17 protein-coding genes and 1 pseudogene are annotated in these 20,992 nt (G+C 76.8%); 5 read left to right on the top strand and 13 right to left on the bottom strand.

The genetic code is table 11. The features are described from left to right. Positions 1 to 140 precede the first annotated feature (140 nt). Entirely contained in the window at positions 141 to 737 is a 597-nt protein-coding gene (locus HCK00_RS22685; protein ID WP_311765435.1) for a L,D-transpeptidase, read from the top strand. A gap of 137 nt (positions 738 to 874) precedes the next feature. Here the strand turns inward: HCK00_RS22685 and HCK00_RS22680 are convergent, their stop codons facing one another. From HCK00_RS22680 to HCK00_RS22635, 10 genes and pseudogenes are all read right to left on the bottom strand, one after another. Then, positions 875 to 1,216: a hypothetical protein gene (locus HCK00_RS22680; RefSeq protein ID WP_168103878.1), complete on the bottom strand. Its 342-nt coding sequence runs from the start codon at positions 1,214 to 1,216 to the stop codon at positions 875 to 877. Between the two features lie 784 nt (positions 1,217 to 2,000). Continuing rightward, positions 2,001 to 2,561: pseudogene (tsaE, locus tag HCK00_RS28775) on the bottom strand (tRNA (adenosine(37)-N6)-threonylcarbamoyltransferase complex ATPase subunit type 1 TsaE); the annotation flags it as partial. A 251-nt stretch (positions 2,562 to 2,812) separates the two neighbouring features. Beyond that, positions 2,813 to 4,267: an alpha/beta fold hydrolase gene (locus tag HCK00_RS22670; protein WP_168103877.1), complete on the bottom strand. Its 1,455-nt coding sequence runs from the start codon at positions 4,265 to 4,267 to the stop codon at positions 2,813 to 2,815. A gap of 587 nt (positions 4,268 to 4,854) precedes the next feature. Then, positions 4,855 to 5,997, bottom strand: coding sequence for an alanine racemase (alr, locus tag HCK00_RS22665; RefSeq protein WP_168103876.1), 1,143 nt, complete (start codon positions 5,995 to 5,997; stop codon positions 4,855 to 4,857). A gap of 72 nt (positions 5,998 to 6,069) precedes the next feature. Then, positions 6,070 to 6,987 carry a L,D-transpeptidase gene (locus HCK00_RS28245; RefSeq protein WP_168103875.1) on the bottom strand — a complete coding sequence of 306 codons (918 nt, stop codon included), beginning with the start codon at positions 6,985 to 6,987 and terminating at the stop codon, positions 6,070 to 6,072. 447 nt (positions 6,988 to 7,434) lie between these two features. Continuing rightward, entirely contained in the window at positions 7,435 to 8,952 is a 1,518-nt protein-coding gene (locus HCK00_RS22655) for an NAD(P)H-hydrate dehydratase (protein WP_168103874.1), read from the bottom strand. A 92-nt stretch (positions 8,953 to 9,044) separates the two neighbouring features. Beyond that, the gene (locus tag HCK00_RS22650; RefSeq protein WP_168103873.1) at positions 9,045 to 9,329 is read right to left on the bottom strand and encodes a DUF1540 domain-containing protein; all 285 of its coding nucleotides are present in this window, start codon (positions 9,327 to 9,329) and stop codon (positions 9,045 to 9,047) included. A gap of 497 nt (positions 9,330 to 9,826) precedes the next feature. Beyond that, positions 9,827 to 10,195: a holo-ACP synthase gene (locus HCK00_RS22645; protein ID WP_168103872.1), complete on the bottom strand. Its 369-nt coding sequence runs from the start codon at positions 10,193 to 10,195 to the stop codon at positions 9,827 to 9,829. Next, a complete protein-coding gene (gene glmS / locus HCK00_RS22640) occupies positions 10,192 to 12,039 on the bottom strand; it encodes a glutamine--fructose-6-phosphate transaminase (isomerizing) (protein WP_168103871.1) in 1,848 nt (615 codons plus the stop codon). Before glmS ends, HCK00_RS22645 begins: the two co-directional genes overlap by 4 nt. A 293-nt stretch (positions 12,040 to 12,332) precedes the next feature. Further along, the gene (locus HCK00_RS22635; protein ID WP_168103814.1) at positions 12,333 to 12,629 is read right to left on the bottom strand and encodes a hypothetical protein; all 297 of its coding nucleotides are present in this window, start codon (positions 12,627 to 12,629) and stop codon (positions 12,333 to 12,335) included. 192 nt (positions 12,630 to 12,821) lie between these two features. On the opposite strand from HCK00_RS22635, the gene coaA reads away from it, so the two are divergent. Continuing rightward, positions 12,822 to 13,865: a type I pantothenate kinase gene (gene coaA, locus HCK00_RS22630; protein ID WP_168103870.1), complete on the top strand. Its 1,044-nt coding sequence runs from the start codon at positions 12,822 to 12,824 to the stop codon at positions 13,863 to 13,865. A gap of 215 nt (positions 13,866 to 14,080) precedes the next feature. Next, complete coding sequence (locus tag HCK00_RS22625) at positions 14,081 to 15,049, top strand: DUF389 domain-containing protein (RefSeq protein WP_168103869.1); 969 nt, start codon at positions 14,081 to 14,083, stop codon at positions 15,047 to 15,049. A 327-nt stretch (positions 15,050 to 15,376) separates the two neighbouring features. Here HCK00_RS22625 and glmM read toward each other — a convergent pair whose 3' ends face one another. The 3 genes from glmM to rplM all read right to left on the bottom strand — a co-directional run bounded on the left by glmM (position 15,377) and on the right by rplM (position 17,966). Next, the gene (gene glmM, locus HCK00_RS22620) at positions 15,377 to 16,735 is read right to left on the bottom strand and encodes a phosphoglucosamine mutase (protein WP_168103868.1); all 1,359 of its coding nucleotides are present in this window, start codon (positions 16,733 to 16,735) and stop codon (positions 15,377 to 15,379) included. A 207-nt stretch (positions 16,736 to 16,942) separates the two neighbouring features. Further along, positions 16,943 to 17,482 carry a 30S ribosomal protein S9 gene (gene rpsI / locus HCK00_RS22615; protein ID WP_168103867.1) on the bottom strand — a complete coding sequence of 180 codons (540 nt, stop codon included), beginning with the start codon at positions 17,480 to 17,482 and terminating at the stop codon, positions 16,943 to 16,945. A gap of 40 nt (positions 17,483 to 17,522) precedes the next feature. Beyond that, positions 17,523 to 17,966 carry a 50S ribosomal protein L13 gene (gene rplM / locus HCK00_RS22610; protein ID WP_168103866.1) on the bottom strand — a complete coding sequence of 148 codons (444 nt, stop codon included), beginning with the start codon at positions 17,964 to 17,966 and terminating at the stop codon, positions 17,523 to 17,525. Positions 17,967 to 18,565: 599 nt separating this feature from the next. On the opposite strand from rplM, the gene HCK00_RS22605 reads away from it, so the two are divergent. Both HCK00_RS22605 and HCK00_RS22600 read left to right on the top strand, forming a co-directional pair. Further along, positions 18,566 to 19,552 (top strand): EamA family transporter, encoded by a 987-nt coding sequence (locus tag HCK00_RS22605; protein ID WP_168103865.1) that lies wholly within the window; start codon positions 18,566 to 18,568, stop codon positions 19,550 to 19,552. Positions 19,553 to 20,055: 503 nt separating this feature from the next. Next, a complete protein-coding gene (locus HCK00_RS22600; protein ID WP_168103864.1) occupies positions 20,056 to 20,895 on the top strand; it encodes a hypothetical protein in 840 nt (279 codons plus the stop codon). Positions 20,896 to 20,992: the final 97 nt, after the last annotated feature.

The raw sequence follows: 20,992 nt of genomic DNA, 5'->3' as shown, positions 1-20,992 counted from the left end.
ACGACGCGGGGCTGGTCACTCCTGGGGCGGGCGCGATCCCGGGCCCGGAAGGTGCCGCCCGGTGGTGGCGCGAGACGGGGCCGCGGCGGTGCTAACGTCGGTCACACAGACGTACGACGGTACGAAAAGGTGGGCACCGGGTGGCAGTGAGCAGCGCGGGGAAGACGGTGGCCGCACTCACCGTGGTGGCCCTCGCCGCGGTCGGATTTCTGACGTACCAGGCGGCCGCCGGCGCCTCCGACCTCCCCGCCCGCGGGGACCGGCCCGGCGCGTCGGCCTCCCCGAGCCCCGGCGCGGGCGAGGGAGGCGACGGCCCCGGCAAGGGCGAGCAGGAGTCCACCGAGGCGGAGCGCCCCCCGGTACCCGCCGGCTCCGGCACCGGCCTGCGGGTCGTCTACTCCCTGAAGGCCGAGCGCGTCTGGCTGGTCGGTGAGGACGAGCAGCCCACCCGGACCTACCCCGTGTGGCCCAGCGCCCTCAGCCCGGCGCCCGGCGAGTACGCGGTGGTCTCGCGCTCGGAGAGCGTCACGGGCTCGGACGGGGTGCCGATCGAGCACTCCGTGATCTTCACCTCCGCCGAGGGCACGGTCATCGGGTTCAGCGCCGCCGCGGACGGCTCCAAGCCGCGGGTCGGCGAGGGAGAGCCGAAGACGGGCGGCATCCGGTCGGCGCGGAAGGACGCGTCGGCGATGTGGACCTTCGCGCCGGTCGGCACCAAGGTCGTGGTCGTCCGCTGAGCCGGGCACTCCCCCGCTACGAGGCATGACACCGGTGACGCCCGCGACGCATGCGACGCCCGTGGCGCACAGCGGCGGCACGCCCCCGGCCGGGGCCGGACGCCGGGACGGAGACGTGTCCGAAGGGGGAATCCGGCTCAGGCGGCTTGACGGTCGCTTCCCGGCCGCGGATCCCCAGGGGCGTCCGGGCCGTCACCGTCGTCCGGGGGACCGGCCGCCGGACGGGCGGCGTCCGCCCCCTCCGCGTCGGCGGGGGGCGTGGAGACGGCCGTCGCCGCGGCGCAGGACGCGAGCAGCCGGCTGACCGTCAGCGGCCCCTCCCCGGAGGGCGAGCCCGGCTTCGCCGCCCCGGCGGCGGATTCCGCCTCGGCCGCCCCGGCGGTGGTTCCGGTCCCCACCTCAGCGGCAGGTCCGGTCGCCGCCGCCTCAGCGGCAGATCCGGTCGCCGCCGCCTCAGCGGCGTCGTCGTGGCGCTGCATTGGTGCCTCCCGGAGGGCTCCTGGTGGAGAACGGCTCACCGGCATGGTTAGGTACACCTAACCGGGGACTTGCCATCCATGTGACCACGCCCGATGCCGCGCACGCAACATCTTGCCGACGCGTTGTCGGAACGTTGCGCGGTCGGGACGGACTCCCCCTCCGGGGCGGTGCGCGCTCCCCAGGAAGCCCCGCGCGTCCCGCAGGGCGCCACCAGGGCGGCCGTAGCGGGAGCCGCCCCGGCCGGGCAGGGCTCGGCGGCACCGGGCGGGACCGCGCCCCGGTCAGGCTCCGGCGATCCCCGGGGCGGAGGCCCCCGGGCCCGAGGTCCCCGGGAGGGGCCGTAGCGGGAGCAGCCCCGACCTCGCAGGGCTCGGCGGCACCGAGCAGGATCGCACCCCGGTCAGGCTCCGGCGATCCCCGGGCCGGAGGTCCCCGTGCCCGAGGTCCCCGGGACGGGCCGTAGCGGGAGCCGCCCCGGCCCCGCAGGGCTCGGCGGCACCGGGCGGGACCGCGCCCCGGTCAGGCTCCGGCGATCTCCGGGTCGGAGGGCTCCGTGCCGGAGGTCTCCGGGTCCGAGGGCTCCGGGCCGGTCAGCCGGGAGAGGTCCGTGGCGGCCCAGCGGGGTCCGACGCCGATCAGCGTGACCTCGCGGGCGTCCTCGTCCGCGCCGGGCTCGCCGTCGTGGACCACCGGGGCCCCATCAGCGGCGTCAGCGGCGTCCGTACCACCCGGGACACCCGTCCCGGCTCCGGCCGGGGGTTCCCCCGGGAGCGAGGCGGCGGCGCCCTCCGCGCGGTCGATCACGACATGGAGGCGGTCCTCCGACAGCTCCTCCATCCGCCCCTCGCCCCACTCCGCGACGACCACCGACTCGGGCAGGGAGACGTCCAGGTCCAGGTCCTCCATCTCGTCGAGCCCGCCACCCAGGCGGTAGGCGTCGACGTGGACCAGCGCCGGGCCGTCCCCCAGCGGCGGGTGGACCCGGGCGATGACGAACGTCGGCGAGGTGACCGCTCCCCGCACCCCGAGCCCTTCGCCCAGGCCACGGGTGAGCGTCGTCTTGCCCGCGCCGAGCCGGCCCGTCAGCAGGACGAGGTCGCCGGGGCGCAGCAGCTCCGCGAGGCGGCGGCCGAGCGCGCGCATCGCGTCGGCGGTGCGGACGGTGAGCCGCACGGGGACGGCGGAGCCGCCGGGCCCCACGGACCCGCCGGCCCCAGCCGCTCCGGGGGCTCCGACGGGCCTGGTGGCTCCGGACGTTCCGGCGGCGCCGGTTGCCGTGCCGGTGCCGGTGCCGGTTCCGGTTCCGGTGCCCGGGGCGGTGCTCATGTCGTACGGGGCTTCCATCTCTCTCCTCGCGTCGTCCCGGCCCGGTCCGGCGGCGTCCGGAGCCGCGCCGGGAGGGCGTTCCGCTCGTCCGGGCGCCCCCGCGGCGGTCGTGCGCCGGGCGTCGCGCGTGCTGCTGCCGTCACTGCGGCCGATGGTACGAGCCCACGGGCCCCGGCGGCGGCAGTAGCACGCGGCACGGCCACGCGACGCGGCAGTGCACGGCACCGCCCGGGGTCCGCTCCCCGTCCCGGCCCGGGGACGGGAGCGCCTCAGCCCTGGACCGGCCGGGAGGGGCGGGGCAGGCGGGGCGCCCGGGGTGCGCGGCGGCGCCGGGCCGGCGGGGCCGCGTCCGCACGGGAGATCAGCTCCGCCAGGCGCGCGTTCACCGTCTCCGGGTGTTCCAGCATGACCAGATGGCCCGCGTCCGGCACGATCACCAGTTCGGCCCCCGGGAGCGCCGCCACGATGGCGTCGCTGTGCGAGCCGGGGGTGACGAGGTCGCGGTCACCGACGATCACCAGGACGGGCAGCTCCGCGAAGGCCGCGAGCGCCTCCGCCTTGTCGTGCTCCTGGAACGCCGGGTAGAACTCCGCGACCACGTCGATCGGCGTGGACTCGATCATGCGTTCGGCGAAACGGGTGATCGCGGGGTCCACGTTCCGCGAGCCGAAGGAGTAGCGCTCGACGATCCCGGCGAAGAGGTCGGCCGTCACCCGGCGCCCCCGCTCCACCAGGTCCACCCGGGAGACCAGCGCCCGGAACACGCCGGGGAGTATCCGCCGCACGGCGTTCACCCCCGCCACCGGCAGCCCGAAGTCGATCTCGGCCAGGCCGCCCGCCGAGGTGCCGACGAGCGCGACGCCCGCCACCCGCTCGCGGACGTACTCCGGGTCGTGCGCGGCCAGCGCCATCACCGTCATCCCGCCCATCGAATGCCCGACGAGCACGACGGGGCCCTCGGGCGCGGCGGCGTCCAGCACGGCCCGCAGATCGCGCCCCAGCTGGTCGATCGTGAGCGGGACGCCCTCCGCCTGCGCCACCCCGCGCCGGGAGCGGCCGTGGCTGCGCTGGTCCCAGAAGACCGTGCGGACCGCGCCGTGCAGCGCCTCCCGCTGGAAGTGCCAGGAGTCCTGGTTGAGGCAGTAGCCGTGGCAGAAGACGACGGTGAGCGGGGCCGGAGCGCGGCGCCCGAAGGGGCGGCGGGAGCGCCGGGGGCGGCGGGACGTGGCCGGGGCGCCGGGGGGTGGCGGCGTGCCGGGGGCGCCGGGCGTCTGCCGGGTGCCCGCCGGCCCGGGATCTCCCGCCACTCCCGGCCTTCCCGCCGTGCCGGCCGTGCCCGGCGTGCGGAACGGCTCGGGGTGCCGGGGCGGGTGAGCGCCCCGGGACTCGCGGCCCTCGCGGATCTCGTGGATCTCGTGGACCTCGTAGCGGAGCACCGTCCCGTCGTCGGCCACGGCCTCGCCGGGCGTGCCGCGCAGTGTGCCGTACGGTCCGGCGGTGTCCAGGGCGAGGCGGGCCGTGCGGCGCATGCCGCGGTGGACGGTGAAACGCTCCAGCGCGACGCCCGCGGCGGCTCCGGCGGCGACCACGCCGAGCGCCGTCCCGGCCAGCCCCGCACGGCGCCAGCCGCGCCGGCCCGCGGCGGCGGCCGCCGCGTCCACGGCTGCCGCGGCCGCGTCGAGAGCCGCGCCGGACGCGGGGTCGCCCGCGGTTGTCTGAGCCATCGTCCTGCCACTCCTGTCCGTCCGTGCGTTCACCAGTTCGCCTCCCGGGCCGTGCGCGCGGTGCCGCGTCCGCCCGTGGGGCCGATCCTCCCCCGGGCCGCCGGCCGCCTCGCACCCCGGGCCGTCCGCCGGACACCCCGCCGTGCCGCGGGCCGGGCCGTCCGGCGTGTCGCCCGCCGGGCCGTCCGCCGTGTCCTCCACCCTGCCACCGGCCGGGGCCCGGGTGACGCCGGCCGGGAGGTCCGGCCCGGTGGCCGGCCGGCCACCGCCCGCCGCCGCGCCGTGGAGCACGCCGCGACCGGCCGGGGCCGGCGGCCCCGCCGGCCCGCCCGGCCCGCCCGGCCCGCGAGACGCCGTCGTCGCTGTCGTTCCCACCGGCTCAACCGTCACACGGTGCGTATGCCCCGCACGCCGGGCCGGGCGATCCCCGGAGCACCGGCGAATCCCGGCCGGGGCCTGCCGGGGCCTGCCGGGGCCCGCCGGGGGATCCACCCACGCGGGGTCCCGCGCCGTCCGGTGCCGCCCGCGCGCCGGCCCCCGGCCCTCCCGGCCGCGCCGCCCCGCCGCCAACCGGCCCCCTCCCGGCGCTAGCCGGCGCCCTCGCCGACGTACACCCGCGGCACCCGGGTGCCGATCCGTGTGACGATCTCGTACGCGATGGTGGAGGCGGCCACCGCCCAGTCCTGGGCGGTCGGCTCCCCCGCGTCGCCGGGGCCGAACAGCACGGCGTCGTCGCCCGCCGCGGCCGTGTCGCCGCCCAGGTCCACCACGAACTGGTCCATCGCGACCCGGCCCGCGACCGTCCGCCACTTGCCGCCCACCAGCACCGGCCCGGTGCCGGAGGCGTGGCGCGGGATGCCGTCGGCGTAACCGAGCGGGACCAGCGCGAGCGTCGTCGGGCCCGGGGTGACGTAGTGGTGGCCGTAGCTGACGCCGTGCCCGCCCGGCACCCGCTTGACGCTCGCCAGCCGCCCGGCGAGCGTCATGGCCGGGCGGAGCCCGAAGTCGGCGGAGTGCCCCACCTCGGGGCCGGGCGAGACGCCGTACAGGGAGATGCCCGAGCGGACGAGGTCGAAGTGCGCCTCCGGCAGCGTCAGCAGCGCCGGGGAGTTGGCCATGTGCCGCACCTCCGGGCGCAGCCCGGCCCGCTCGGCGGTGGCCAGCGCGGAGCGGAAGACGTCGAGCTGGGCGCCGATGGAAGGGTGGCCCGGCTCGTCGGCGCAGGCGAAGTGCGACCAGAGGCCCGTCACCCGCAGCACACCCTCGGCCTCGGCGGCCCGCGCCGCCGCCACCAGCTCCGCCCAGTCGTGCGGCGGGCAGCCGCCGCGGCCGAGCCCCGTGTCGGCCTTGAGGTGGACGCGGGCGGTGCGGCCGCTCGCGCGCGCCGCGGCCACGATCTCCCGCAGCGCCCACCCGGCGCTCGCCGAGACGTCGACGTCCGCCTCGATCGCCTCGCGCCAGGGGCCGCCCGGGGTCCACAGCCAGCACAGCAGCCGCCCGGTGTCCCCCGCCGCGCGCAGGGCCAGCGCCTCCTGCGGGGTGGCGGTGCCGAGCCAGGCGGCCCCGGCGGCCCGGGCCGCGCGGGCACAGGGCAGCGCACCGTGGCCGTAGGCGTCGGACTTGACGACGGCCATCAGCTCGGCGCCGGGGGCGCGGTCCCGGAGCGCCCGGACGTTGGCCCGGATTGCGCCGAGGTCGATCTCGGCACGGGCCCGCAGCTCATCGTTCATCGGCCCCAGTGTCTCACCGGGGCCCGGCGCCACGCCCGGGGGCGGGGCAGGCGCGGGACCACGGCGCCCGGGTCAGGTGCCCGGGCGGCGGCCCCAGACGTAGACCTGGTCGTTGATCCGCAGCGTGTCCCAGAGGCGCCGCGCGTCACGCCGGGTGAGGTTCACACAGCCGTGGGAACCGCCGGCCGGGTCGTGGATGTCGTCGCGGACGGCGTGGAACGCCTGTCCCCCGTCGAAGAACTGGGCATACGGCATCGGGGTCTTGTAGAGCGTCGAGAAGTGGTCCCGGTTCCGCCAGAAGACCCGGTGCGTGCCGGTGCGGGTGGGCCGGCCCGCCTTGCCGGTGCGGATGTGCACCGGCCCCATCAGCACCTCGCGCCCCCGCTGCACCCACATCAACTGCCGCGCCAGATCGACGCAGGCGACCCGCTCACGGACCACCGGACACCGGCCGGCGGCGTTCGGGTCGCGGCGGGCGTCCGCGAGCACCCGGCGCGCGGTGAGGCGGCGGACGTGGTCGCGGGCCGCCGGGCCGGCGAAGCCGATGGCCGGGTCCAGCCCTTCGCGGTGCTGCCAGGCCCGGATCGCGCGGCAGTCGGCCTCCGACTGCCGGCCGTCCACCGTGAGCCCCAGGAACCGTTCGACGGTGCGCTGGTACGGGCCCGTCCGCGCCGTACAGGGCCCGGAGGGCGCGCCGGCCGTGGACGCGCCGGAACGCTGGGGTCCGTGCCGCCCTTCGGCGGGCGTGCGCTCCCCGGCGGGCCGCCCGCCGGGGCCCGGGGACGCGCCCGGCCCGGTGGGGCCGGCGGTTCCGCCGGGGCCGGCCGTGCCGGAGGGGCCCGTCGGTTCGTGCGTGCGTTCCTGCCGGGGGCGGTTGTCCTCCGTGGGGGACGGCGGCGCATGCTCCGCCACCGCGAAAACGCAGCCCGCCAGCGACAGCACCGCCGCGACCGCGGCCGTCCAGCGCCCGCACCTTCCCGCAGGACCCATGTCCGCTCCGCCTCGCCGCCGGGGACCGGGCGCGGCGGCCTCACCCGTCCGGCCGATCCATCTGATGATCAGAACGGAGTGAGGCATCCCGCCCCGCCCGCGGCGGCACACCGGCGCGCCCGGGAGCCCACCCGGTTGCGCCAGGACACACCCCCGCCCGGCGCACGCCCGGCAGCGCGGCCCGGGGCGGCCCGTGCGGCCGTGCGGCCCGTGCGGCCGTGCGGCCCGGGCGGCCGTGCGGCCCGGGCGGCCGTGCGGCCCGGGCGGCGCTGCGTCCTTGCGGCGCTGCGTCCTTGCGGCCCATGGCGGGGCGTCAGCCGGGGCGGAGGCCGGGAAGGAAGCCGGGAAGGAGGCCGGGGGGACGTCAGCCGGGACGGCGCCCGCGGCCCGTGCCGACGCGGCCCGGCGGCCGTCCGGGCCGTCCCGCCCGGCCGTACGGACCGCGCGTCAGCCGTCGCTGCCGGAGGCCACATCCGCCCAGGCCCCCGCCAGGGCCGCCGCCACCTCGGACGCCCCGATGGGCGCCCCTGTGCGCCCCGCTGCCCGCCGTCCGGCCAGGCCGTGCAGATACGCGCCCGCGGACGCCGCCTCCCGGGGGGCGAGCCCGGCCGCCAGCAGCGAGCCCGTCAGCCCGGACAGCACGTCGCCCGTGCCGGCCGTGGCCAGCCAGCCGGTGCCGGTCGGGTTGACCCGTACCGGCCCCTCGGCGTCCGCCACCAGCGTCGTGGACCCCTTGAGCAGGACCGTCGCGCCGAACTCCGCCGCGAGCCGGCGCGCGGACGCCAGCCGCGCGCCCTCCACCTCCTCGCGCGCCACGGAGAGCAGCGCCGCCGCCTCCCCGGCGTGCGGTGTGAGCAGCAGTGGCGCCCTCCTCCGCCGCGCCTGCTTGCGGTCGAGCAGGCGCAGCCCGTCGGCGTCCACCAGGACGGGCACCTCCGAGGCCAGGACGTCCTTCATCGCGCGGCGGGCGTCCGGCCCCTCACCGAGGCCCGGCCCGATCACCCACGCCTGTACCCGGCCCGCCTTGGCCGGCGGGCCGGCGCTCACCAGCGTCTCCGGGAAGCGGGCGATCACCGCGTCCCCCGCCGGGCCGACGTACCGCACGGCGCCCGAACCGCCGCGCAGCGCGCCCGCGACGGCGAGCACCGCCGCGCCCGGGTAGCGCGCCGAGCCGGCCACCACCCCGACGACCCCGCGCCGGTACTTGTCGCTCTCCGCGCCCGGCGTGGGCAGCAACGCCGCCACGTCCGCGTGCTGCGGCGCCTCCAGCTCGGCCGTGGCCGGGAGGAACGGCTCCAGCCCGATGGGGACCAGCCGCACGGCCCCGGCGTGGCCGGCCCCCGGGTCGATCAGCAGCCCCGGCTTGCAGGCGCCGAAGGTGACGGTCGCGTCGGCCCGTACGGCGGCGCCGCCGACCTCACCGGTACCGGCGTCCACACCGCTCGGCAGGTCGACGGCCACCACCACCGCGCCGGAGTCACGGGCGGCGGCGGCCAGCGCGGCGGCGGCGGGGCGGAGCCCGCCCCGCCCGCCGATCCCGGTGATGCCGTCCAGGACCAGGTCCGCCCGGCCGACCGCCGACAGGGCGGCACGGTGCGTGCCGCCGGCACCCGGCGCGTCCCCCGTCCCGGCCTCCGGCCCCGGCGCCGCCGCCGGCACGGCCCGTCCGCCCGCGGCGCGCAGGGCCGCCAGGCCACCGGGGTGCGCGCGGTCCGGCGCGAGCAGGACGGCGGTGACCGCCGCCCCGCGCCGGGCCAGCCGGGCCCCGGCGTACAGGGCGTCACCACCGTTGTCGCCGCTGCCGGCCAGCACCGCCACCCGGGCCCCGGAGACCCGGCCCAGCACGCCGGCGCACGCGGCCGCCAGCCCGGCCGCCGCGCGCAGCATGAGCGCTCCCTCGGGAAGGCGCGCCATCAGCGCGCGTTCGGCCGCCCGTACGGTTTCCACGCTGTACGCAGTTCTCATGGTCCCCAGTGTCCCGGCCGGCCCGGCCCGGGCGCTCCCCCCGCACCGCACGGCGGAGGAACCGGGCGGCGGGCGCCCCGGCGAACGTTCCGTCAGGCGGGCTCGTACGTCATGCAGTCGGCCATGTGCTGCCGGAGGCCGACGGTGATCCCCGGGGCGCGGCACTCCAGCTGGTCGTTGTGGCGGCAGTCGGACATCTTGCACGCCCCCACCCGGCCGGTGGCCATCGGATCACCGCCCTTGGGCGCGCCGTCCGTGAAGGTGTCGCAGTGCGCGTGCCCGGGGTCGCCCACGGTGATGGCGCGCGCGTGGCAGCTGCTCTCCCGGTTGTACGCGCAGGCGGTCGCCGCGCAGTCGTTGACGATCGGCATCTCCATCGTGCTCTCCACCTGGTCGGGGCCCGTCGGGAATCGTCCGGGGCCTGGCGCGGGCTCACCGGGCCCCGCAGCGGGCCCCGGCTCTCCCGGGCTCCCGGGACGCCGCGTGACGGCGCGCGCCGGGAACCGCCCGGAGGCGGGCGCCGGAGGATCCGGCCGGCGCCCACCACGGCCGAGCCTGGCAAGCGGCACGGCGGCGGGCCAGCGGAGCGCGGCCGGCCGGGTGAGGGCGGCGGGTGCCGGGGCGGGCCCGGCGGGAGGACCGGGCCCGGTGGGAAGACCCGGAGGGGGCCCGGGGAAACGCGCGGCGGAAAGAGGGGGCCGAAGGGAGGCCGGGGAAACGCGCGGCGGCGGACGGGGCCCGAGGGGAGGCCGGGAGGGCCGGGGAGCCCGGGGAACGGGCCGGGCGGCGGGGCCGGCCGCGGCGGGCCCCGCCCCCAACGGCGGCAACCCACCGCCGCCCCGCGCCGCTTCGGCTCCCGGGGTCCGGGGCCGTCTCACCCCTCGGCGATGACCACCGCCGAGGCGATCCCCGCGTCATGGCTGAGCGAGACGTGCCAGCCGGTGACGCCCAGCCGGGCGGCGCAGGCGGCGACCGTCCCCGTCACGCGCAGCGTGGGCCGGCCGTCGGGGGCGGTGACGACCTCCGCGTCCGTCCAGGCCAGGCCACCGGGGGCGCCCAGCGCCTTGGCGAGCGCCTCCTTGGCGGCGAAGCGGGCGGCGAGCGAGGCGGTACCGCGCCGCTCACCGCCCGGCAGCGTCCGTTCACGTGCCAGGAACAGCCGTTCGGCGAGGGCGGGCGTCCGGTCCAGCGCCGCCGCGAACCGGGCGATCTCGGCGACGTCGATCCCGACGCCTATGATCACTCGACCGTCACCGACTTCGCCAGGTTCCGCGGCTGGTCCACCTCGTTGCCCCGGGCGGTCGCCAGCTCGCAGGCGAAGACCTGCAACGGCACCGTGGCGACCAGCGGCTGGAGCAGCGTCGGCGTCGGCGGGATACGGATCAGGTGGTCCGCGTAGGGCACCACCGTCTCGTCGCCCTCCTCGGCGATGACGATGGTGCGGGCGCCGCGGGCCCGGATCTCCTGGATGTTGGAGACGATCTTGTCGTGCAGCACCGAGCGCCCGCGTGGCGAGGGCACCACCACGACGACCGGCAGGTCCTCCTCGATCAGCGCGATCGGCCCGTGCTTGAGCTCGCCGGCGGCGAAGCCCTCGGCGTGCATGTAGGCGAGCTCCTTGAGCTTGAGCGCGCCCTCCAGGGCGACCGGGAAGCCGACGTGCCGGCCGAGGAAGAGCACCGTGTTCTTGTCGGCGAGGCTCCGCGCCAGCTCCCGCACCGGCTCCATGGTGCCGAGCACTTCCTCGACCTGGACGGCGATGGCCGAGAGCTCCTGGATGACGGAGCCGATCTCGTCCCCCCACTTGGTGCCGCGCACCTGCCCGAGGTAGAGCGCGACGAGGTAGCAGGCGACGAGCTGGGTGAGGAACGCCTTGGTGGAGGCGACGGCCACCTCGGGGCCGGCGTGGGTGTAGAGCACCGCGTCCGACTCACGGGGGATGGTCGAGCCGTTGGTGTTGCAGATGGCGAGCACCCGGGCGCCCTGCTCACGGGCGTGACGGAGCGCCATCAGGGTGTCCATGGTCTCGCCGGACTGGCTGATGGCGACGACCAGCGTGCGGTGGTCCAGGATCGGGTCCCGGTAGCGGAACTCGCTGGCCAGCTCCGTCTCGCAGGGGATGCGCGTCCAGTGCTCGATCGCGTACTTCGCGATCATCCCGGCGTGGTAGGCGGTGCCGCAGGCCACTATGACGATCTTCGTGACCTCGCGCAGCTCGGACGGCGGGATGCGCACCTCGTCCAGGAGGAGCGTGCCCGACCCGTCGATCCGGCCGAGGAGGGTGTCGGCGACCGCCTTCGGCTGCTCGGCGATCTCCTTGAGCATGAAGTAGTCGTAGCCGTCCTTCTCGGCGGCGGAGGCGTCCCAGTCCACGTGGTATTCGCGGATGGCGGCGGGCGCCCCGTCGAAGTCGGTGACGGTCACGCCGTCCCGGCGCAGCTCGACCACCTGGTTCTGGCCCAGCTCGATCGCCTCGCGGGTGTGCGCGATGAACGCGGCGACGTCCGAGGCGAGGAAGTACTCGTCCTCCCCGACGCCCACCACCAGCGGGGAGTTGCGGCGGGCGCCGACCACCACGTCCGGCTCGTCCGCGTGCACGGCGACGAGCGTGAAGGCGCCCTCCAGCCGGCGGCACACCTGGCGCATGGCCTCGGCCAGGTCGCCGCCCGCGGAGAAGGACTCGGCCAGCAGATGGGAGACGACCTCGGTGTCGGTCTCCGACTCCAGCCGGTGGCCCCGCTCGGACAGCTCGGCGCGGAGCGCGGCGAAGTTCTCGATGATGCCGTTGTGGACCACGCTGACCCGGCCCGCGTTGTCCAGGTGCGGGTGCGCGTTGGCGTCGGTCGGCGCGCCGTGGGTGGCCCAGCGGGTGTGGCCGATGCCGGTGGTGCCGCTCGGCAGCGGACGGTCGCTCAGCTCCTTCTCCAGGTTGGCGAGCTTGCCGGCCTTCTTCGCCGCGGCCAGCCCCCCGTCCGCGAGGACGGCGACCCCCGCGGAGTCGTACCCCCGGTACTCCAGCCGCTTCAGACCGGCGATGACGACGTCGAGGGCGGACTGCCCTCCCACATACCCAACGATTCCGCACATGCCCCGCAGCCTACGGCCCCGGCCCGGGGGCCCGCGCTCTCGGGGGCGGCGGTTACGCACCCGCGTGTGACGGGTCACGCCCGTACGCCGTCACCCGGCCACCCGGGCGGGGGCACCGGGCGCCGCGGCGCGCGGTCCGGAACGGGAGCTCCCGGCGGGGCGGACGAGCGCGGAACGGACCGGGGCGGGCGGGCCGGGACGGGCCCCGCGGGACACGGGCGCGGCGGACACGGGCAGGCACACGCCCGCCCGGCCGCCCGGCCGCGCGTTCGGCCGCGCGTTCGGCCGCGCGTTCAGCGGCTCCGGTCGATCCGGTCCCGGGCGTCCCGCAGCAGCCAGAGGTACTCGGACTCCTCGCAGCTCGGCTTGGTGCCCGTCCGGTAGAGGTCCAGGCAGTCGTCGAGGTCCTCCATCAGATCCTCGTCGGGCAGTTCGTCGGCGAGGTCGCTGACGATCCGCCCGGCCGCCTCCGGGGCCGGGTGGGGAAAGGCCGGCGGGGCGGGACGGGCGGCCACCGGCGCGCCGCCGTCCCGTCTCCGGCCGAAGGCGTGGCCGAACAGCCGGGCGGGACGGTGGGCGGAAACGGACATGGTGTCCCCCCTGATCGGGTGCGGGCCGGCCGGGCCGGGGCGGCGTGCGGCCGGTGTTCCGCCCCCGAACGTTAGGGCCCGGCGAACATCTTGTGTAGGGCGGGCGGAGAACCCGTGGCGGCCGTGCGGGTGACACCGCCGGATGCGCGGCCCCACCCCCGGCCCGCCGGCGCCGTCCCGTCCCCGCGCACAATGGGGCCCGTGCCCCTCACCGACCCCCAGCAGCGACGCCGCCCCGATGTCACCCCTTATGTGGACCTCGGCCGTGCCGAGTGGAGCGCCCTGCGCGAGCGGACCCCGCTGCCGCTGACGGCGGACGAAGTGGAACGGCTGCGCGGGCTGGGCGACGTCATCGACCTGGACGAGGTGCGGGAGGTCTACCTCCCGCTCTCCCGGCTGCTCAACCTGTACGTGGCCGCCACCGGACGGCTGCGCGGCGCCCTCAACACCTTCCTGACCGGCACCGGGGACGCCGGGGACGGGCCCGGTGGCGCGGGCGGGGGCACGGGCGGCGCCGGCGTGCCCGGCGTCCAGCCCGGCACCCCGTTCGTCATCGGCGTGGCGGGCAGCGTCGCCGTCGGCAAGTCCACGGTCGCGCGGCTGCTCCAGGCGCTGCTGGCACGGTGGCCGGAGCACCCGCGCGTCGAGCTCGTGACCACCGACGGCTTCCTGCTGCCCAACGGCGAACTGCGGCGGCGCGGTCTGATGTCCCGCAAGGGCTTCCCGGAGTCCTACGACCGGCGGGCGCTGACCCGTTTCGTCGCCGAGGTGAAGGCGGGCCACCCGGAGGTCACCGCGCCGGTCTACTCCCACCTGGTCTACGACATCGTCCCGGGCGAGCGGCTGACCGTCCGCGGCCCGGACATCCTCATCGTCGAAGGGCTCAACGTCCTCCAGCCCGCGCTCCCCGGCCGCGACGGCCGCACCCGGGTCGGCCTCGCCGACTACTTCGACTTCAGCGTCTACGTCGACGCCCGCACCGAGGACATCGAGCGGTGGTACCTGGACCGCTTCCGCGCCCTGCGCGCCACGGCCTTCCAGGACCCGTCCTCCTACTTCAAGAAGTTCACCCAGGTCTCCGAGGACGAGGCGCTGGAGTACGCCCGCACCATGTGGAGCACGATCAACCGGCCCAACCTGGAGCAGAACATCCTGCCCACCCGGGGCCGCGCGGGCCTGGTCCTGCGCAAGGGCGCGGACCACAAGGTGCGGCGGCTGAGCCTGCGCAAACTCTGAGCCGCCGGGTGGCGCGCGGCGCCGCGCCGGTCCCGCGCGACGGGGCGGCCCCGGGGGCCGGTGCGGCCGGGCCGCGTGGCGGAGGAGCGGGCCGGCGGCACGGGAACGCCGCCGATCGGCGGCGGCGGTCGGCGGCGGTCGCCGGCGGCGCGGATGGGCCCGGCGGAGCCCGCGTCTCCGGCACGATCCGCCGGACAGGCCCTAAGGTGCGGCGCATGCTTCAGCTGCGGATCATCTGCCCCGCGGAGCGGACCGGCGAGGTCACGGAGGTGCTGGAGCGGTCGGTGGGCACCGCGCACCTGGCGGTGGTGGCCGGGGCCGCGCGGCAGCCGCCCGGCGACCTGCTGCTCTGTGAGGTGGCCCGGGAGGCCGCCGACGAGCTGATCGACGAGTTGCGCGCGCTGGGCCTGGCCCGGGACGGCTCGATCGTCCTCCAGGACGCCGTCCTGTCGCTCTCCGAGCGGTCCGCGCGGGCCGAGCGGGAGGCGCCGGGGGAACCGGCGGACGCGGTGCTGTGGGAGTCGCTCTCGGAGCTGACCCACGAGGAGTCCACCGTCTCCGTCACCTACCTGGCCTTCATGACCACCGCCGTGATGATCGCGGCCTGCGGCGTGATGCTGGACAACGCCATCCTGATCGTGGGCGCCATGGCCGTCGGCCCCGAGTTCGGCCCGCTGTCCGGGGTGAGCACGGCGCTGGCGCAGTGGCGGCCACGGCAGGCGGCGCGGTCGCTGTCCGCGCTGGTCACCGGGTTCGCCGTGGCCATCGCCCTGACGACGGTGGGCACCCTCGCACTGGACGCGGCCGGCCTGTTCTCGGCGGGGATGCTCGGGGGCAGGCGCGGCACCACGGAGTTCGTCTGGCAGCCGGGCCGGCTCTCGCTGGTGGTGGCGCTCCTCGCGGGAATCGCCGGGGCGCTCTCCCTGACCTCGGCGAAGTCCGGCGCCCTGATCGGGGTGGCGATCTCGGTGACGACCGTGCCGGCGGCCGCGAACGCCGCCGTCGCGCTGGCCTACGGCGACGGGCCGGAGCTGCGCGGCTCGAGCCTGCAACTCGTGGTCAACCTCAGCGGCATCCTCGTCGCGGGCACCCTCACCATGATCGCCCAGCGGCTGCTGCTGGAGCGGACCAAGCGGCGGGAGCGCGCCCTGGCCGCCCGGGACACCGCCCGCTCCGGGCCCTGACCCGGGCCCGGCACACCCAGCGCGGAACCCGGTGACGACCCCGGCCGCACCTGGACGGTCCGCCGGCTCCCCCGCCGGGCCCCGGCGGTGTCCCGCCCGTCCACCGCCCGGCCACCGCACGCTCGCCGCGCGGCCGGACGCGGCCCGGTGCACCCCGTCCCGGGGCGAGCCCCGCGCCGATGCGCCCGTCCACCGTGGGACCGGACGCGCCGGGCGCCGCCGGGCCCGCCGGCGGGCGGACTCACCCTGCCGGCGGACGCACCCCGCGGGTGGATCCGCCCCCGGGCGGACGCGCCGCTTCCGGAACGCCGCCCGGCCCGGCGCCGCCTAGCCCAGCGCCGACTTCACCGCGTCGGCGAGGCGCGCCGCGACCGAGCGGGCCTGCTCGGTGTCGGGAGCCTCGACCATCACCCGGACCAGCGGCTCCGTGCCCGAGGGGCGGAGCAGCACCCGCCCGGTGGCGCCGAGCTCCCGCTCCGCGTCGGCCACGGCGGCGGCCAGCTCGGGGCTGGAGTCCACCCGGGACTTGTCGACGTCGGGGACGTTCACCAGCACCTGCGGCAGCCGCTCCATCACGGCGGCCAGCTCGCGCAGGCTCCGGCCGGTGGCGCTGAGCCGCGCGGCGAGCATGAGGCCGGTGAGCGTGCCGTCGCCGGTGGTGGCGTGGTCGAGGATGATGACGTGGCCGGACTGCTCGCCGCCCAGCGCGTAGCCCTCCTTCTTCATCTCCTCCAGCACGTACCGGTCACCGACCGCCGTCTGCACCAGGGAGATGCCCTCCCGCTCCATCGCCAGCTTGAAGCCCAGGTTGGACATGACGGTGGCGACGACGGTGTTCCGCCGCAGCGCGCCCCGCTCGCGCAGGCCGACCGCCAGGACGGCCATGATCTGGTCGCCGTCCACCTCGTTGCCCTCGGCGTCCACGGCCAGGCAGCGGTCGGCGTCCCCGTCGTGGGCGATGCCGAGGTCCGCGCCGTGCTCCAGGACGGCGTCCCGGACGTGCGCGAGGTGGGTGGAGCCGCAGCCGTCGTTGATGTTGAGCCCGTCGGGGTCGGCGCCGACCGTGATCACCTGGGCGCCGGCCCGCGCGAACGCCTCCGGGGAGACCCGGGACGCGGCGCCGTTGGCCTCGTCCAGCACCACCTTCAGGCCGTCGAGCCGGTTGGGCAGCACGCCGATCAGGTGGGCGACGTAGTTGTCGAACCCCTCGTCGTAGGCGCGGACCCGGCCGACCCCGGCGCCCGTCGGCCGGTCCCAGGGCTCCCCGGCCCCGTGCGAGCCGTGGAGCGCCTCGATGCGGTCCTCCAGCTCGTCGGGGAGTTTGTGGCCGCCGCGGGCGAAGAACTTGATGCCGTTGTCGGGCATCGGGTTGTGGCTGGCGGAGAGCATCACGCCGAGGTCGGCGCCGAGCGCGCCGGTGAGATACGCCACCGCGGGGGTGGGCAGCACCCCGACGCGGAGCACGTCCACGCCGGCGCTGGCGAGCCCGGCCACGACGGCGGCTTCCAGGAACTCCCCGGACGCGCGCGGATCACGCCCGACCACCGCCGTCGGCCGATGGCCCTCGAACGTCCCCGCCTCGGCGAGCACGTGCGCCGCCGCGACCGAGAGGCCGAGCGCGAGCTCCGCCGTCAGGTCCGCGTTGGCGACGCCGCGCACACCGTCCGTGCCGAAGAGTCGTCCCACTGGTGTCCTCCGTGATCGCTGAAGGTGAAGCCGGGCCGCGGGCACCGTGGGGCCGCGGGCCGGAGGATGCCGGTCCTGGGGTGCCGTGTCCTCTCTTGTCCTCCCTCGACGGCAAGAGACGACACCACACCCCTGTCAGACCATATGACGAACGCCCCGGCAGGCACGGATCGTGCCGCCGGGGCGAGTCGTACCGCGGGTGAGCGGTCAGCGCTTGCTGTACTGCGGAGCCTTGCGGGCCTTCTTCAGACCGGCCTTCTTCCGCTCCACGGCCCGGTCGTCCCGGCTCAGGAAGCCGGCCTTCTTGAGGGGGCCGCGGTTGTTGTCGACGTCCGCCTCGTTCAGCGCACGGGCGACGCCCAGCCGCAGGGCACCGGCCTGGCCGGAGGTGCCGCCGCCGCGGATGCGGGCGATGACGTCATAGCGGTCGTCGAGCTCCAGCACCTTGAAGGGCTCGTTGACCTCCTGCTGGTGCACCTTGTTGGGGAAGTACTCCTCCAGGGCGCGACCGTTGATCTTCCACTGGCCGCTGCCCGGCACGATGCGCACGCGGGCGATGGCGTTCTTCCGGCGGCCCAGGCCGGAGGCCGGCTGGGGGTCGCCGAAGCGGGACGCGAGCGACTCGGTGGTGTACTCCTCAGCGCCGTGGGTCTCCTCGGCGCCGTGGGTCTCCTCGGCGGACGTCTCCTCGACGGCGGAGGTCTCCTCCACGTCGGCGACGGGGGTCTCTGCGGTGGTCTCGGCCACGATTCTCCTCGGTTCTCTCTTGTCTCGGGGGTGGCCGGTACTACTGCGCGACCTGGGTGATCTCGAACGGGACGGGCTGCTGGGCCCCGTGGGGGTGCTCGGAGCCCGCGTAGACCTTGAGCTTCGAGAGGACCTGACGGCCCAGCGTGTTCTTGGGGATCATGCCCTTGATGGCCTTCTCGACGGCCTTCTCCGGGTTCTTCGCCAGCAGGTCGTCGTAGCGGACGGACCGCAGACCACCGGGGTAGCCCGAGTGGCGGTAGGCCAGCTTCTGGGTCCGCTTGTTGCCGGAGAGGTGCACCTTGTCGGCGTTGATGATGATGACGAAGTCACCAGCGTCAACGTGCGGCGCGTACACCGGCTTGTGCTTGCCGCGCAGCAGGGTGGCGGCCTGGGAGGCCAGGCGGCCGAGAACCACGTCGGTGGCGTCGATGACGTACCACTGGCGCTGGACGTCGCCGGGCTTGGGGCTGTACGTACGCACGGTCGTTAGCCTTCGCTTCTGCAGTGATGGGGCTCCCCGGGCCCGGAAGGGCCGGTGGGGAAGGTCCTGACAAGGTCACCTGGACGACCACGACAGCCCTGCGGGAACGGGTGACGCGGCCCGTGCGCCCGCTGCTGGTGTCGGCCCGGTGGACCGGCGTAAGGGCCCCTCACGTGAGATGGAGCAAGCCAATACGCATAACGAACCAGCAGGATACCGGGGAGGCGCCACGCCGGTCAAAACGCCTCCGAGGCGTGCCCCGGGCAGGACCCCGGACCGGCCCCGGGCCGCCACCGGGCCGCTCCGGACCCCCGCGGGACGGCGGGGCGGACCGGACCGGGGCGGACCGGGGCGGGCGACGGCCACATGACGGCGCCGGAGCGATCCGGCCGGCGCGGGCGCCCGCCCGGCAGCCCTCCGCCCGGCCGCCCGCGCCGTCCGGGCCGGAGGAGCGGAAGGCCGGAGGACAGGCGGTCCCGCGAGAGGGTGACACCCGCCACGTTCCGTCACCGGACGATCCGCCACAAAGGTAATGCTAAAGGAATTCGACCCCAAATGTTCGATAGACGTCCATAGTTGGCCCAACCGAGCCTAGGGGGATGAGGGAGTCGACCGCCCCTGCCCTGGTGCTCGGCAGCATGCTCAGCGTGCACTTCGGACTCGCCGTGGGTAAACAGCTGTTCGATGTGGTGGGGCCGCTGGGGGTGATGGCCCTGCGGCTGGGCCTGGCCGCCGTGGTCCTCCTGCTCGTCCACCGCCCGGCGCTGCCGCGCACCCGGGCGGACCTGCTGCTCGTCCTCGGCTTCGGCACGGCGATCGCCGGGATGAACCTCGTCTATCCCGCCCTGTGGTACCTGCCGCTGGGCACCGTGTCGGCGCTTCAGCTGCTCGGGCCGGTGACGCTGGCCCTGCTGGCGTCCCGGCGGACGGGCGACCTCCTGCTCGCCTCCCTCGCCGGGCTCGGCGTCTGGCTCTTCCACGCACCCGGCGGGGTACGGGCCCCGCTGCCCGGGGTGGTGCTGGCCCTGGCCTCCGGGGTCTCCATGGCCTGCTACCTGCTGCTCAGCCGGCGGGCCGGGACCCGGGGCGGCGGGGCCCCGCTGGCGCTCGCCGTCACCTGGGCGGCCGTGCTGACGGTGCCCTTCGGCGTGGCGGAGAGCGGGAGCGCGCTGCTGGACACCCGGGTGCTGCTGACCGGGGCCCTGGTGGCCGTCCTCGCCACCGCGCTGCCGTACTCGCTGGAGCTGGCCGCGCTGCGGCGGCTGCCACCGCGCACGGTCGGGGTGCTGCAGAGCCTGGAGCCCGTGTGCGCGGGGATCGCGGGCACCACCGTGCTCGCCGAGCACCTGGCGCCCGCGCAGTGGCTGGCGCTCGGGTGCGTCGGCACGGCCTGCGCCGGGACGGTGCTGCGCGGGCGCCGGGCGGGGCCGGGGACTGCCCCCGGGCCGGCCGTCGCGATCCCCGGCCCGGCCCGCCCGGCGGCCACCCCGGACCCCATACCCGGGCCACCGTCCGCTCCCCCGCCCGGTCCGGCGGTCACCCCGCAGCCCACCCCCCAGCCGGAGCCGGGACCGGGCGGCGGCTGACGGACGGCGGCTGACGGACGGCGGCTGGCGGACGGCGGCTGACGGACGGCGGCTGACGGACGGCGGCTGACGGACGGCGGCTGACGGACGGCGGCTGACGGACGGCGGCTGACGGACGGCGGACGGGCCGGCAGGGCCGGCCGCCGCCCCGATCCGCGGCGGCGCCACGGGGACCAGGAGTTCCCAGGAGTTCCCGCACCGTCCGGCCACCCCACCGGGAGCGGGCGTCCCGCCCCGTCCCCACGGGCCGTCACCGAGCGTCCGCGCGCGGCGAGTCCGCCGTGATCTGGGCGACGAGACCGTCCCTGCCCGATCCCCCACCGCCCACGAACGCCACCACGGGCACCGCGCCGGCCCGGATCCGGCGCCCCGGATCGACGCCCCGGCCGGCGACGTCCCGCCGTCCGGCAGGCGGTACTCGGCCCGCGCCACTTCCCCGTGCCCAGAAAGGGAGGTTGTCGGCGGTCGGTTCCTCATGCACCAAGCGGTTTAAGATGCGTCCTATGAGCTTTGGGCATCAGGGCTTTCCAGGGCCCGGAGGTTCTTTCGATTCATCGTCGCCCGACTGGGGCGCCATGGCGGACCGGACGGCCGCCCGCAACCGCCGTCGGCGCCTGCTGATGATCGGCGGCGGGGTGGCGGCCACCGCGATCGTGGCCTCGGTCGTCACCTTCGGGCTCGTCAACGGCGGTAACGCCGAAGGCGGGGAGCGGGCCCTGCCCTCGCCGGACGCGCTCCCGAGCGAACCACAGCAGCCCGAACCGTCGTTCTCCGAGGTGAAGCCGCCGCCACCGCCGGACCCGCGGGAGTTCATCGCGAACGCCGAGAAGGACACCGCCCCGCTGAGCGCCACCACGCTCTTCCCGGACGAGCGGATGACCATGAGCAGCCGCTCCTACGCCAAGGGCGCCACCGACAGCGTGACCAACTGCGCCACCGTGGCCTCCGCCCGGCTCGCCCCCGCCCTCACGGAGAACGGCTGCGACCAGGTGATCCGCGCCACCTACGCGCGGGACGGCGTCGCCGTCACCGTGGGCATCGCGATCTTCGGCACGGAGGCGCAGGCGGCCAAGGCCAAGGAGGACGCCGCCGGCAACATCCAGTCCCTCGCGGGCGAGGGCGTGCCGGTCTTCTGCCGCGCCACCGCGTGCCGGCTGACGGCCAACTCCGTGGGCCGCTACGCCTACTTCACGGTGTCCGGTTACACCTCGGGCGAGGCCGTCACCACCGCGGACACCCAGGCGCGCCAGGCGGGCAAGGACGTCGCCGACTACACGTTCAACTCCATCGTCAACCGCGGCGAGGCCCAGGCCTCCCAGGCCGCCACGGCCCAGGCGGGCTGAGCCCGGCCCCGGCGCGGCCCGGGGAACCCCCGCCCGGGCCGGACCGGGCCTCCACGGCGATCGAGGCGCGTGGGGACGGGCGCCTCGCGGCGCCGGC

This window comes from Streptomyces zingiberis (genome assembly GCF_012034935.1).
GTDB lineage: Bacteria > Actinomycetota > Actinomycetes > Streptomycetales > Streptomycetaceae > Streptomyces > Streptomyces zingiberis.
This window is presented reverse-complemented; position numbering and strand designations above follow the sequence as displayed.